This is a genomic window from Roseicyclus sediminis (assembly GCF_025515305.1).
Lineage (GTDB): Bacteria > Pseudomonadota > Alphaproteobacteria > Rhodobacterales > Rhodobacteraceae > Roseibacterium > Roseibacterium sediminis.
The window spans coordinates 324,093-336,281 of record NZ_JAOPHT010000003.1 but is presented as its reverse complement, the minus strand read 5'-3'; the positions used below and the strand labels follow the sequence as shown (position 1 = coordinate 336,281).

At 67.8% G+C, this 12,189-nt stretch carries 14 protein-coding genes; 8 read left to right on the top strand and 6 right to left on the bottom strand.

All coding sequences use genetic code 11. The features are described from left to right. Positions 1 to 16 precede the first annotated feature (16 nt). Positions 17 to 514 carry a hypothetical protein gene (locus N8I71_RS06500; RefSeq protein ID WP_262877132.1) on the top strand — a complete coding sequence of 166 codons (498 nt, stop codon included), beginning with the start codon at positions 17 to 19 and terminating at the stop codon, positions 512 to 514. Positions 515 to 795: 281 nt separating this feature from the next. Here the strand turns inward: N8I71_RS06500 and N8I71_RS06495 are convergent, their stop codons facing one another. Then, positions 796 to 1,236 carry a GNAT family N-acetyltransferase gene (locus N8I71_RS06495; protein WP_262877131.1) on the bottom strand — a complete coding sequence of 147 codons (441 nt, stop codon included), beginning with the start codon at positions 1,234 to 1,236 and terminating at the stop codon, positions 796 to 798. Then, complete coding sequence (locus N8I71_RS06490) at positions 1,236 to 1,832, bottom strand: HD family hydrolase (protein ID WP_262877130.1); 597 nt, start codon at positions 1,830 to 1,832, stop codon at positions 1,236 to 1,238. The genes N8I71_RS06495 and N8I71_RS06490 overlap by 1 nt, the downstream gene beginning before the upstream one ends. 691 nt (positions 1,833 to 2,523) lie before the next feature. Between N8I71_RS06490 and ahcY the strand changes: the two genes are divergently transcribed. From ahcY to N8I71_RS06475, 3 genes are all read left to right on the top strand, one after another. After that, a complete protein-coding gene (ahcY, locus tag N8I71_RS06485; RefSeq protein WP_262877129.1) occupies positions 2,524 to 3,915 on the top strand; it encodes an adenosylhomocysteinase in 1,392 nt (463 codons plus the stop codon). Next, positions 3,915 to 4,916, top strand: coding sequence for a ketopantoate reductase family protein (locus tag N8I71_RS06480; RefSeq protein WP_262877128.1), 1,002 nt, complete (start codon positions 3,915 to 3,917; stop codon positions 4,914 to 4,916). Before ahcY ends, N8I71_RS06480 begins: the two co-directional genes overlap by 1 nt. Before the next feature lie 103 nt (positions 4,917 to 5,019). Then, positions 5,020 to 5,619 carry an HD domain-containing protein gene (locus N8I71_RS06475; protein WP_262877127.1) on the top strand — a complete coding sequence of 200 codons (600 nt, stop codon included), beginning with the start codon at positions 5,020 to 5,022 and terminating at the stop codon, positions 5,617 to 5,619. Between the two features lie 6 nt (positions 5,620 to 5,625). Here the strand turns inward: N8I71_RS06475 and N8I71_RS06470 are convergent, their stop codons facing one another. Together N8I71_RS06470 and N8I71_RS06465 are read right to left on the bottom strand one after the other, a co-directional pair. Beyond that, entirely contained in the window at positions 5,626 to 6,078 is a 453-nt protein-coding gene (locus N8I71_RS06470; RefSeq protein ID WP_262877126.1) for a GAF domain-containing protein, read from the bottom strand. 84 nt (positions 6,079 to 6,162) lie between these two features. Continuing rightward, complete coding sequence (locus tag N8I71_RS06465; RefSeq protein WP_262877125.1) at positions 6,163 to 7,341, bottom strand: acetyl-CoA C-acyltransferase; 1,179 nt, start codon at positions 7,339 to 7,341, stop codon at positions 6,163 to 6,165. Positions 7,342 to 7,419: 78 nt separating this feature from the next. Here N8I71_RS06465 and N8I71_RS06460 point away from each other — a divergent pair, with 78 nt between their 5' ends. The 3 genes from N8I71_RS06460 (at position 7,420) to N8I71_RS06450 (ending at position 10,328) form a co-directional block, all read left to right on the top strand. Next, the gene (locus tag N8I71_RS06460; protein ID WP_262877124.1) at positions 7,420 to 7,782 is read left to right on the top strand and encodes an STAS domain-containing protein; all 363 of its coding nucleotides are present in this window, start codon (positions 7,420 to 7,422) and stop codon (positions 7,780 to 7,782) included. Between the two features lie 9 nt (positions 7,783 to 7,791). Then, positions 7,792 to 8,283, top strand: coding sequence for an ATP-binding protein (locus N8I71_RS06455; RefSeq protein ID WP_262877123.1), 492 nt, complete (start codon positions 7,792 to 7,794; stop codon positions 8,281 to 8,283). A 464-nt stretch (positions 8,284 to 8,747) separates the two neighbouring features. Further along, on the top strand, positions 8,748 to 10,328 hold the full coding sequence (locus N8I71_RS06450) for a gamma-glutamyltransferase family protein (RefSeq protein ID WP_262877122.1): 1,581 nt from the start codon (positions 8,748 to 8,750) through the stop codon (positions 10,326 to 10,328). A 24-nt stretch (positions 10,329 to 10,352) separates the two neighbouring features. Here N8I71_RS06450 and hspQ read toward each other — a convergent pair whose 3' ends face one another. Further along, the gene (gene hspQ, locus N8I71_RS06445) at positions 10,353 to 10,679 is read right to left on the bottom strand and encodes a heat shock protein HspQ (RefSeq protein WP_262877121.1); all 327 of its coding nucleotides are present in this window, start codon (positions 10,677 to 10,679) and stop codon (positions 10,353 to 10,355) included. Between the two features lie 275 nt (positions 10,680 to 10,954). Here hspQ and N8I71_RS06440 point away from each other — a divergent pair, with 275 nt between their 5' ends. Beyond that, positions 10,955 to 11,542 (top strand): transglycosylase SLT domain-containing protein, encoded by a 588-nt coding sequence (locus N8I71_RS06440; RefSeq protein ID WP_262877120.1) that lies wholly within the window; start codon positions 10,955 to 10,957, stop codon positions 11,540 to 11,542. Positions 11,543 to 11,548: 6 nt separating this feature from the next. On the opposite strand, the gene N8I71_RS06435 is transcribed toward N8I71_RS06440, so the two are convergent. Next, positions 11,549 to 12,145 carry a LolA family protein gene (locus tag N8I71_RS06435; protein WP_262877119.1) on the bottom strand — a complete coding sequence of 199 codons (597 nt, stop codon included), beginning with the start codon at positions 12,143 to 12,145 and terminating at the stop codon, positions 11,549 to 11,551. Positions 12,146 to 12,189 lie beyond the last annotated feature (44 nt).

Genomic DNA, 12,189 nt, shown 5'->3' with positions numbered 1-12,189 from the left:
GTAAGGAGCGTGCACCATGCGCCTTGTAGCTCTGCTGTTGATCGCCGTGACCGCGGTCTCGGCCTGTGTCGGCACGCCGGAAGAGCCTGAATTGCCGCCCTTCACGCTCGATGGAAACGGGATAGAGCCGACCATCTCGCGTCTCAGGATCGACTTCGGCCGGGCACAGGTCGGCGTGATCGACACGGTCTCGCGTCTCTTGCGGGAACAGCCCGCCGAGATCACCACGATCGCCGAATGCGGCGCGGGCCCCATGACGGTCGCGCGCTGGCAGAACGGCCTCGCGCTCAATTTCGTGGACCAGGATTTCCGGGGCTGGGTCTCCTCCGACCCGGCGCTTCCGGTTGCGGGCGGCTTCACGCCCGGAACGGCACGGGTGGCGATGCCGCAGGTGAGCTTCCAGGTCACCTCGCTCGGCAATGAGTTCAACGTCGGACCGGTCAGCGGGCTTCTCGATCCGACCGAGACGGAAATCCAGATCATGTGGTCAGGCGCGACCTGCTTCTTCCGCTAGGAGGACGGCCGGCGGAACCCGCCCGATGAAGGTGCGGACCCGCAGCGTAGTGAATGCTGGCGAGTAACCCGCGGCCCCGTGACGAACCGCCCGGCGTCGCACAGGTCTTGTTTCAGTCTGGCGGCCCGCATCCCGGCGTAGACTTCGGCATCCCGTGCATCAGTGGAAGCAGTCCGCCACCCCGGACCGAAATCTCGCCACGCAAACGCAACACGATCGCGCCCGCCCCCGGCGTCATCCCAGGGACACCGGGAGGCCGCGCCCGCTTGTTGCACGCCGCCTTAGCGAAGGTCGTAGCCGAGACGCATCCGGCCAGAGCCGCGCGGCCCGGCGAGACGTCCCGTCACGGGCTCGAACCCGCGCGAGCGGTAGTAGACGATCGCACCGGAATTGGCCGCCGCCAGATCGGCGATCAACCAGCGGTAACCCAGCCTCCGGGCTTCGGCCCGCGTCACCTCGAACAGCGCCGAACCGACGGCGATGCGCTCTGCCCCCTCTGCCGTGAAGGTCGCGATTTCGGCAAGCGCCCGCTCGGGACCCGCCTCGATCCACTGGACGCCGAGAACCGCGCCCTGCCCGGTCTCGACGACCGTCCAGACGCTTCGCGGCTGGGTCATCGCGCGGCGGATGTCCACCGCGGCGCGCTCCGTTCCAAGCCCCTTCATCAACAGGGAGATGTCGCGGGCATGGGCGGGCATGGCGGCCCGTGCGATACCCGGCATCACAATGCCGCCAGAAGGGCCGCGTGGCGTGCGGTGAACTCCGCTCTCACCTCCGCCGGGGGACGCAACCGCAGCGTGAGCCCCGCCACCAGCGCGGCGTCGGGACGACCGAAGAAACGGTCGGCCTCCGCTTCCGCGAACCCCGCGAGTTGAACCGCCTCGAGCCAGGCCGAAACCCGGTCGGCCCGCTTGATCGCCTGCTTGACCGTCTTTGGCAGGACCGCCGGCAGGCCGAAGCGCAGGTGGATCGCCGCGGAAAGGCGTGCGTCGAGTTCGCCGTAGCCGGGGCCGACGGCCGCCTTCACCGGCGAGATCATGTCGCCGATCACGTATTCAGGTGCGTCGTGAAGAAGTGCCGCAAGCCGCCATTTCACCGGCGCGCCCGGCTGCATCCTGACGTGGATCTCCTCGACCAGCAGCGAGTGCTCGGCCACGGAATAGGGGAAGTCGCCTCGCGTCTGCCCGTTCCAGCGCGCGACGAAAGCGAGACCGTGGGCGATGTCCTCGATCTCGATGTCGACGGGTGTCGGATCGAGCAGATCGAGTCGTCGGCCGGACAGCATCCGCTGCCAGGCGCGGGGCGGGGCTTTGGGCATGGCCGTGCTCCGGGGATTGGCACCGGTTCGCCTTGTATCACCTGTTCGGGAACGGGCCAGCCCCGCCATGGGCGGCAAAGGCGGGAAAACCCGACCCGGCAGGGCCGGGAAATCGCTGGCCCCAAGTGACGGGGGCGGGCTAGCCTCTGTCCATCGTGCCAAGACCGGAGAGGAGGACGAGATGACCGACAAGACCGCAGGCGGAAAGAAGCCGCCAGTCGAGGGTGGCAACACCGCAGCCCCCACCAAGGGCGGCGGCAAGCCGATGCCCGGCAAGGGCAAATAAGCCGGCCACCACCACGGACAGGACCGGACCACCCGCTTGGTGGCCCGGTCCTTTCTCGATGGGTCCGTCGCTTGGGATTGCCCCCACGGTCGCGCCGGCCTTGATCGGCTCGACGATCGCATTCAGGGTTTCCGGCCCGTCCCATGCGAAATGCGCGGCGACCTTTCCCTCACCCGCCGGGACAGGCCCCGCGCGCGGGTCGCTCCGGGTACCGGCGACGGCACCGCGCAGCTTTGTGGGCCCCGACATGTCGAGCCACCTTGGGTTGTGATCGGCCGTCGCCTGGCGCGACCGGGCCGTCATTTCCACGACAGGGATCAACGCTTCACCCCGCGTGGCATTGCCGCATCGCGGCGCCGGTGCTAAGTGCCCGGCAACCGATTGCCTATTCCGAGGACAGATCCCGTGACCGACTACATCGTGAAGGACATCGCGCTCGCCGATTTCGGCCGCAAGGAACTGGACATCGCCGAGACGGAGATGCCGGGGCTTATGGCGCTCCGCGAGGAATACGGTGCATCGAAGCCGCTCAAGGGCGCGCGCATCGCCGGGTCGCTCCACATGACGATCCAGACCGCCGTCCTGATCGAGACGCTGGCGGAGCTTGGGGCCGACGTGCGCTGGGCATCGTGCAACATCTTCTCGACCCAGGACCACGCCGCCGCCGCCATCGCGGCCGCCGGCATCCCCGTCTTCGCCACGAAGGGCGAGACGCTGGAGGAATACTGGGACTACGCAGACCGCATCTTCCACTTCGAGGAAGGCGGCGCGAACATGATCCTCGACGATGGCGGTGACGCGACGCTCTACGTCCTGCTCGGCGCGCGGGTGGAAGAAGGCGAGACCGACCTGATCGAGGTTCCCACCTCGGAAGAGGAAGTCGCACTCTTCAACCAGATCAAGAAGCGGATGAAGGAAAGCCCCGGCTGGTTCGTGAAGCAGCGCCACATGATCAAGGGCGTGACCGAGGAAACCACCACGGGCGTTCATCGCCTCTACCAGATGATGGAGAAGGGCCACCTGCCCTTCCCGGCCATCAACGTGAACGACAGCGTCACGAAGTCGAAGTTCGACAACAAGTACGGCTGCAAGGAATCGCTCGTGGATGGCATCCGCCGCGCCACCGACACGATGATGGCCGGCAAGGTCGCCGTGGTCTGCGGCTATGGCGACGTCGGCAAGGGTTCGGCGGCGTCGCTCCGCGGTGCCGGTGCCCGCGTGAAGGTGACCGAGGCCGACCCGATCTGCGCCCTGCAGGCGGCGATGGACGGCTACGAGGTGGTGCTCCTGGAGGACGTGGTCGGCTCGGCCGACATCTTCATCACCACCACCGGCAACAAGGACGTGATCCGCATCGAGCACATGCGCGAGATGAAGGACATGGCCATCGTCGGCAACATCGGCCACTTCGACAACGAGATCCAGGTCGCCGCGCTGAAGAACCACAAGTGGACCAACATCAAGGACCAGGTGGACATGATCGAGATGCCCTCGGGCAGCCGGATCATCCTCCTGTCCGAGGGGCGCCTCCTGAACCTCGGCAACGCCACGGGGCACCCGTCTTTCGTGATGTCGGCCTCCTTCACCAACCAGGTCCTCGCGCAGATCGAGCTGTGGACGAAGGGTGAGAACTACGAGAACAAGGTCTACGTCCTTCCCAAGGTGCTCGACGAGAAGGTGGCGCGCCTTCACCTCGGGCGGATCGGCGTGAAGCTGACGCAGCTTTCGAAGGAGCAGGCCGACTATATCGGCGTGCCGGCGGACGGGCCCTTCAAGCCCGAACACTACCGCTACTGATGCGCGTCGTTCTCTACGGCCTCGGCGCGGTGGGCGGCACGATCGCCGCCGCGCTTGCCAATGCGGGCGTTGAGGTTGCGGGCATCGCCCGTGGCGCGATGCTGGAGGCGCTGCACGACCGCCCCCTGCGCCTGCGCCATCCGGGTGGAGAGATCGTCGTCACGGTGCCCTGCTTCGGGACACCGGCCGAGGTCGACTTCCGCCCCGACGATCTCATCTGCCTGACGATGAAGTCGCAGGATACCGAGGCCGCGCTACTGGAACTGCGGGCCGCGGGCGTTCGGAATCAGGCCATATTCTGCCTGCAGAACGGGATCGCGAACGAACCCCGCGCGCTTCGGTTCTTCCCGAATGTCCATGGCGTCACGGTGATGACCCCTGCCGGCTACGCCGAACCGGGAGAGGTCCTGTGCCACGGGACGCCGAAGCTCGGCATGTTCGACATCGGGCGTTTCCCCTCCGGCTCGGATGATGCGGACCGAGCGCTGGCGGACGCATTCGACCGGGCGGGGATGGCGGGCTTCGTCCATGAGGACGTCATGTCGAGCAAGCGCGGCAAGCTTCTGCTCAACCTCGGCAACGCGCTCGAGGCATCGCTCGGACGCGGGACGGAGCGCGGCGACTGGCCCGCTCGTGTGCGGACCGAGGCAGAGGCGGTGTTCCGCGCGGCGGGCCTTGCATGGGACGACGTGGGCATGGACGCGCCACGCCGGAAGGAACTCATGCAGATGGGCGACATCCCGGGCGAGGCGCGTTTCGGCGGCTCGACATCGCAGAGCCTTCTGCGGGGGACGGGGCGGGTCGAGACGGATTATCTCAACGGCGAGATCGCCTGGCTCGCCCGGATGCACGGGATGGAGGCGCCGGCCAACGCGTTCCTTGCGGACCTCATGGACCGGATCGCCGCCAGCGGGGCCGGTCCGGGTTCGCTGAGCCTCGCCGATCTGGATGCAAGGTTCGCCGCATGGGAGCGCGGAGAGGCGCCGGCAACCCCTTCCTGAGCCGGCGGCGACGGTCGCACGCGGAACGGTTCATGTCGGCGGCGAAGGCGACGGGCAATATCCGGCGACCGATGATCCGACGGCATCGCACGGGAGGCCGGACATGGAACGCACCGTCACGTTTACCCAGATGAAGGACGGCACGAAGGAGGAGTACGAGTTGCTCCACGAGCTCGAGAAGCCGTTCCTCGCGCTGACCGCCGACCGGGTTCTGGACGAATTGCGGCGGCAGGAGCACGTCACGCTCGAAGGCTATCGGATCACGCGGCTGGAGCATGGTCTGCAATCGGCGACGCGGGCCGAACGCGACGGGGCGGACGTGGACTGGATCGTCGGCGCGCTGCTGCACGACATCGGCGACGGGCTGGCGCCCCAGAACCATGACCGGATGTCGGCCGAGGTGATCCGGCCCTTCGTCCGCTGGGACGTGGCCTGGGTGGTCGAGCATCACGGGATCTTCCAGATGCTCTACTACGCGCATCACTACGGCTGGGACCGGAACGCGCGGGACCGTTTCCGCGACCATCCCTGTTTCGACAGTTGTGCGGCCTTCTGCGAACGCTGGGACCAATCGAGCTTCGATCCCGATTACGACAGCCTGCCGCTGTCTCATTTCGAGCCGATGGTGCGCGAGGTCTTCGGGCGAAAAGCCTACGACCCGGACGTGATCCGCGAGGGCCATGTCTCGGCCCTCACGGCGTGAGCGGCCTCAGCGGCCGAAGGTGTCGCGCAGGATCGCGTCGAGTTCGGCCGCGTCGGTCTGCGTGAAGGCGTCCGGCCGGTCGCTGTCGATGTCGAACACCCCGATCAAGGCGCCCGTAGCGTCGCGAACGGGGATGACGAGCTCGGACCTCGTCGAGGACGAGCAGGCGATGTGGCCCGGGAAGGCCTCCACGTCCGGGACGAGCTGCGTCTCGCCGGTGCGCGCGGCCGCCCCGCAGACGCCACGGTCGAACGGGATCACGAGGCAGCCGTGGCCGCCCTGGTAGGGCCCGATCTTGAGAAGCCCCGGCTCGGTGACACGGTAGAAGCCGGTCCAGTCGAAACGGTCATCGGCATGGTGGATCTCGCAGGCGAGCGTGGCCATGAGCGCGACGATGTCGGTCTCGCCCTCGGTCAGCGCGGCGGCTGTCTTTCTCAGGTCGGCGTAATCGGCCCTCATGTCGGCACCTTTGGCTGGAGGCAGGAGCGAGGGGTTTTCCACCCCTCGCGCTCCCCGGAGCGTATTTCGGGAAAGATGAAGGGGTCAGGTCCGTTCGATGGCGATGGCCGTGCCTTCACCGCCGCCGATGCAGATGGCGGCGACACCGCGCCGGAGGCCGCGGGCCTCGAGCGCATGGAGAAGCGTCACCATGATGCGCGCGCCTGAGGCGCCGATCGGATGCCCCAGCGCGCAGGCGCCGCCATTCACGTTCATCTTCTCGCGCGGAACGCCAAGCTCCCGCATGAAGGCCATGGGAACCACGGCGAAGGCCTCGTTCACCTCCCAGAGGTCGACGTCGTCGACGCTCCAGCCGATGCGATCGAGCAGCTTACGGGCGGCGGGGACCGGAGCCGTGGGGAAGAGCGACGGCGCCTGCGCGTGGGAGGCATGGCCGAGGATCCGGGCGCGGACCTTCAGCCCCTTCGCCTCCGCGGCCGCGGCGCGCGCGAGGACCAGCGCCGCGGCGCCGTCCGAGATGGAGGAGGAATTGGCGGCCGTGACCGTGCCGCCCTCGCGGAAGGCGGGCTTCAGCTGCGGGATCTTCTCGGGGCGGGCCTTGCCCGGCTGTTCGTCGACGGCGATCCGCGTCTCTCCCTTGCGGGACTTCACCGTCACCGGCGCGACCTCGGCGTCGAAGGCGCCGGTCTCGATGGCGGCGAGCGCGTTCGAGAGCGACCCGAGCGCGTAGTCGTCCTGCTGGGCGCGCGTGAACTGGAAGGCCTCGGCGCAATCTTCGGCGAAGGTGCCCATGAGACGGCCCTTGTCGTAGGCGTCCTCCAGCCCGTCGAGGAACATGTGATCCTGCGCCGTCTGGTGGCCGATGCGCGCACCGCCCCGCATCGCGGGCAGGAGATAGGGCGCGTTCGTCATGCTCTCCATGCCGCCCGCGACGATGACGTCGGCCTGTCCGAGCGCGAGCCGGTCCCACGCGAACATCGCCGCCCTCATGCCGGACCCGCACATCTTGTTGAGCGTCGTCGCCGGCACCCCCTCGCCGAGACCGGCGAGAAAGCCCGCCTGCCGCGCCGGGGCCTGGCCCTGGCCCGCCGGCAGGACGCATCCCATCAGGACCTCGTCCACGTCGCCTCGGCCGACCCCGCCGCCATCGAGCGCCGCGGCGATCGCGGCCCCGCCGAGCTCGGGCGCGGTCATCGGCGCGAGGTCCCCCTGGAAACCGCCCATCGGCGTGCGGGCAGCCCCCGCGATCACGACCTCGTCCATGGCATCCCTCCCTCTCGCTACGAATTGGCAAGACTTTGCGGGTAGCCTCATAGCAGAGCCATGCACAGGAGGGCAGACGTGAACTTGTCATACCGCGTGGAGGAAGGGATCGGCGTCGTGCGTGTCCATGCCCCGCGCATCGATGCCGCGGTCGCGATCCAGTTCAAGGACCGCTTCAGCGCGGTGACCGGGGAGCCGGGGGCCGCCATCGCGGACACGGTCCTGCTCGACCTCGAAGAGGTTGAGTTCCTGGACAGCAGCGGGCTCGGCGCCGTCGTCGCCGCGCGCAAGCTGCTCGGGACCGGACGGACGCTCGCGCTCGCCGCGTTGCAGCCCGCCGTGGCGAAGGTCATGCGGCTGACGCACATGGATCGGATCTTCCCGATCTACCCCGATGCGGCCGCGGCCCTTGCCGGGGCCGGTGGCCGGGGCGGCGGTTAGGGCACCGCGATGCGCGCGGTTCCCCGATACCGGATCGACCTGACGGACCCGGCGCGCTGTCGTCTTGGGTTCCGCACCGGCGACGGCGCCATCGGTCCCATGCTGTCCGAGCTTTCCCGACATCTGCACGGTCTGGGAGTGGGGCGGGAGCTGGTGGAGGACGGGATGATCGCGCTGGCCGAGATTCTCAACAATGTCGAGGAGCACGCCTATGCCGGACAGGCCGGGGGCTGCGTGCATGTGGAACTCGCGGCGGACGACGGCGCGCTCCGCTGCGCCGTGGAGGATCTGGGCGCGCCGATGCCCGGCGGCAGCCTTCCCTCCGGCACGATGCCGGCCTCGGACCCCGCCGCGCCCGAAAGCTGGCCTGAGGGCGGGTTCGGCTGGGCCATGGTTCGCCGCCTCGTCCACGACATTCGCTACGTGCGGACAGAGGATCGCAACCGGCTGTGCTTCACGATCTCGCCCGCCTCTGCGCCGCGGAGGGGAACGCCTGGCTAGATCCCAGAGATCCGGCGCGACAGGGGGACGAGGCGCTGGCCGATGGAATGCGCTGCGGTCGCGAGCCGACCAAGGGAACGAGACACCCTGCGACGGTGGCGGGACGCGTCCGACGAAGGGTTCTTGGAAGGAAAACAAGGGCACTGGCGCAATCCCGCGGGTGGAAACCGGTGCCGGTGGAACGCACATCTTCGGGGCAATTGGGCAAGTCCGCCAAGGAAAGGACACAATCCGTTCCAATCCGCGCCGCGAATCGTTGCGATACCTCCTCCCGTAGCTGCAGAGGCTTCCCTCGGCGTCGCGCGTATCAAGCCCCCACCCAGTGCGCGGCGTCGAGGTCTCTGCGCTCGACCTCCCCAACCGATTTCAGGCCCCAAGCGACCGATGGACTGCTTGCGGTCTCTTGCCGTCGCCGACGGGTGGCTTAGGGTGCGCAGCGCCCATCGCAGGGGAGGGACAACAAGATGCGCGATTTCCATCATCCTGGCCGCTCGGCGGTCTATTCCGACAACGGCATGTGCGCGACGTCGCACCCGCTGGCCGCGAAGGTGGCCATCGACATCCTTCAGGCGGGCGGCAATGCCGCGGATGCCGCCATCGCGGGTGCGGTCCTGCTCGGCCTGTGCGAACCGGCCATGACAGGGATCGGTGGCGATTGCTTCGCGCTGATCAAACCGGCGGGCAGCGAGGACATCGTGGCGCTCAACGGCTCGGGGCGGGCACCGGCCGCGCTGTCGGGCGCAGCGCTGAGAGCGGCGGGGCTCACGCACATTCCGCTGTTCGGACGGCCCGAGCCGATCACGCTTCCGGGGGCCATCGACGCGTTCTGCAAACTGTCGGAGGATCACGGGCGGCTCGGCCTCGAGGCGGTGCTGGCGCCGACCATCCATTACGCGGAGGCCGGGGTTCCCGTGGCCCCGCGCGCCGCCTTCGACTGGGCGGATTACCAGGGCAACCTGTCCGGACGCGCCCGCGACTTCTACCTTCTCGACGGAGAGCCGCCGCGCGCCGGACAGCGGTTCCGCCACTCCGGTCAGGCGGAGGTCCTGCGCCGGGTGGCAAGGGAAGGCCGCGCAGGCTTCTACGAGGGCGAGGTCGCCGAGGACATGGTCGCCTCGCTCCGGGCGATCGGCGGCGTGCACACGATGGAGGATTTCGCGAACGTCCGCGCCGACTACTCCACGCCCGTCAGCGGCACCTACAAGGGCGTCGAACTGGTCGAGCATCCGCCGAACGGACAGGGCGCGACGGCGATTCTCCTGAACAATATCCTCGCCGAGTTCGACATCGCGTCGATGGACCCCTGGGGCACCCTGCGCGCGCATATCGAGGCCGAGGCGACCAAACTCGCCTATTCCACGCGCGACAGGATCATCGCCGACGCCGATCACGTGACCGGCCTGAAGGAGATGCTGGACCCGGCCACGGGCAAGGCGCTTGCCGCGCAGATCGATCCGACGCGCGCCATGCCCTGCCCGCCGCACCCGACCGAAAGCCCGCACAAGGAGACGGTGTACCTGACCGTGGTCGACCGCGACCGGATGGCGGTTTCTCTGATCTACTCGATCTTCAAGGATTTCGGATCGGGCGTCGCTTCGGACAAGTTCGGCATCCTGTTCCACAACCGCGGCGCGGGCTTCCGGCTGGACGCGGGGCACCCGAACGAAGCGGATGGCGGCAAGCGTCCCCTGCACACGATCATTCCCGCGATGCTGCGGGTGAACGGCAAGGTGACGATGCCGTTCGGCGTCATGGGCGGTCAGTACCAGGCCACGGGCCACGCGCGTATCATCAGCAACATGGTGGACTTCGGCCTCGATCCGCAGGCGGCGATCGACGGGCCGCGCTGTTTCACGGAATACGGACCGATGAAGGTCGAGAAGGGCTACTCGGAACAGGTGCGCCAGGAGCTTCGGGACCTTGGGCACAACGTGGTCATTCCCTCGATCGGCATCGGTGGCGCGCAGGCGATCCGCATTCTTGACAACGGCGTGCTGGAGGGCGGGTCCGACCCGAGAAAGGACGGCTGTGCGCTCGGGTATTGAGCGCGCATTCGGCCCTCGGTCGGGTCAGTTCAGCTGGTATTCCAGCGGATAGCGCCCGTCGCTGAATTCACCGAAGAGATCGGGGAGGTCGGGGTGATCGACCGGCTCCCCCGTCTCGTCGGGCACGAGGTTCTGCTCGGAGACATAGGCCACGTAGTAGGTGTGGTCGTTCTCGGCGAGCAGGTGATAGAACGGCTGTCCCTTGGGAGGGCGGGCCTCCTCGGGGATGGCGTCGTACCATTCCTCGGTGTTGGCGAATTCGGCATCGATATCGAACACCACGCCCCGGAAGGGGTGCTTTCGATGGCGCACGACCTGGCCAAGATTGTATTTGGCGTGTGTCTTCAACATTTGCATCAAGCCCCTATCGTCCACCTACCGCCGCGGCGGGGGTCTTGTCCATGGATGGGGCCCCGAATCGCGGGAAACAGTCTGTGGAAACTCGCCTGACAGTCACATCGCGGCGCCCTTCGCGCACCCGGTCATGCGGCATCACGCGCCTTCCCGATCACGGTTTCGCGCAAATCCGGGGACTGGGGCAAGGCCGGTATTTTCCTGCAGGGCCGTCTCGCGTATACTGTGGATAACAAGTGCCGAAAAAACGGCTGTCGAGCAGGCAACGTACAATGAAACCGATTCTCATCCTCGTGCTCGCCGCGGGTCTTCTGGCGGCGTGTGGCGGCGGCGGCAATTTCAGCGCGCCGCGCAATCTCGACAACGCGTGTCTGCTGGCGCAGGAACGGCCTCAGTACTTCCGTGCCATGGAACAGGCCGAGCGACGTTGGGGCGTTCCGGTTCACGTGCAGATGGCGACGTTCTACCAGGAAAGCCGTTTCGTCGGCGATGCGCGGCCGCCGCATGTCTACACGCTCGGGATCATCCCGATGGGGCGGATGAGCTCTGCCTACGGCTACAGCCAGGCGCTCGACGGCACCTGGGCGGAGTATCAGCAGGAGACCGGGAACCGCCGCGCGCGGCGCACCGACATCGCGGACGCCTCGGACTTCATGGGCTGGTACATGACCCTGAGCGCCGAGCGGAACGGCATCCCGTTGAACGATGCGCGCAACCAGTACCTCGCCTATCACGAGGGGCACGCCGGCTACCGCCGCGGCAGCCACAACGCCAAGCCCTGGCTTCTGCGGGTGGCCGATGCCGTTGCCGAGCGCGCCCAGACCTACGAGATGCAGCTGATCACCTGTGGGCGGCGCTGAACCGTGTCATTCGCCTGAACGGCGGTTGATCTCCTGGGGAATGCTGAACAGCCCCTGAGACAGGCGCTCATCCTGCCTCAGCGCGCCGAGAACGATCGTCGTCTCCGTCCCGCCCTGGTCGGTCACGACCCACTGGCGCAGTTCCACCGGCTCGTCGGTGAAGACCATCGTCAGCGACCCGATCTCGGGCCGCTCGGGGTCCTGCGCGACGACACGCGTCGCCGTGCCGTCGAAGTCGTGGCCGATGACCATGCCGCTGGCCAGGAGGTCCACGTTCCGGTCGAGGATGATCGACAGCGGCGTCTCCCGAAGCGGGTATTGTTCGGCCATGGTGTTGCCGCGCCCGTCGAAGATCGCGAGCTGGCCGCCACCGGCCATCACCAGAAGATCGTCGCCGTCGTACTCGAACCGGGCCCGGCCGGGGCGCTGGATGTAGAACTGCCCGGTCGATACCGTGCCGTCGCCGTTGATCTGGGTGAACGTGCTTTCGGCGGCCTCGATCCCGTTCAGGTAATCGTTGATTTCCGACAGCGGGATGGCGTCGGCCAGGGCCGGCAACGGCGCCGACAGCGCGGCAGCGAGTGCAAGGGTCATCGTCTTCATGGCGCCGATGTAGGCACGCGGCGCCCGTCGGTAAATGCCCGCTC

Coding starts and splice junctions, on each gene's coding strand:
- N8I71_RS06475 (WP_262877127.1), top strand. CDS start 5,020: ATGGAACGCACCGTCACGTTTACCCAGATGAAGGACGGCACGAAGGAG.
- N8I71_RS06465 (WP_262877125.1), bottom strand. CDS start 7,341: ATGGACGAGGTCGTGATCGCGGGGGCTGCCCGCACGCCGATGGGCGGT.
- N8I71_RS06435 (WP_262877119.1), bottom strand. CDS start 12,145: ATGAAGACGATGACCCTTGCACTCGCTGCCGCGCTGTCGGCGCCGTTG.
- N8I71_RS06480 (WP_262877128.1), top strand. CDS start 3,915: ATGCGCGTCGTTCTCTACGGCCTCGGCGCGGTGGGCGGCACGATCGCC.
- N8I71_RS06470 (WP_262877126.1), bottom strand. CDS start 6,078: ATGAGGGCCGATTACGCCGACCTGAGAAAGACAGCCGCCGCGCTGACC.
- N8I71_RS06495 (WP_262877131.1), bottom strand. CDS start 1,236: ATGCCGGGTATCGCACGGGCCGCCATGCCCGCCCATGCCCGCGACATC.
- hspQ (WP_262877121.1), bottom strand. CDS start 10,679: ATGTTGAAGACACACGCCAAATACAATCTTGGCCAGGTCGTGCGCCAT.
- N8I71_RS06450 (WP_262877122.1), top strand. CDS start 8,748: ATGCGCGATTTCCATCATCCTGGCCGCTCGGCGGTCTATTCCGACAAC.
- N8I71_RS06490 (WP_262877130.1), bottom strand. CDS start 1,832: ATGCCCAAAGCCCCGCCCCGCGCCTGGCAGCGGATGCTGTCCGGCCGA.
- N8I71_RS06500 (WP_262877132.1), top strand. CDS start 17: ATGCGCCTTGTAGCTCTGCTGTTGATCGCCGTGACCGCGGTCTCGGCC.
- N8I71_RS06455 (WP_262877123.1), top strand. CDS start 7,792: ATGCGCGCGGTTCCCCGATACCGGATCGACCTGACGGACCCGGCGCGC.
- N8I71_RS06440 (WP_262877120.1), top strand. CDS start 10,955: ATGAAACCGATTCTCATCCTCGTGCTCGCCGCGGGTCTTCTGGCGGCG.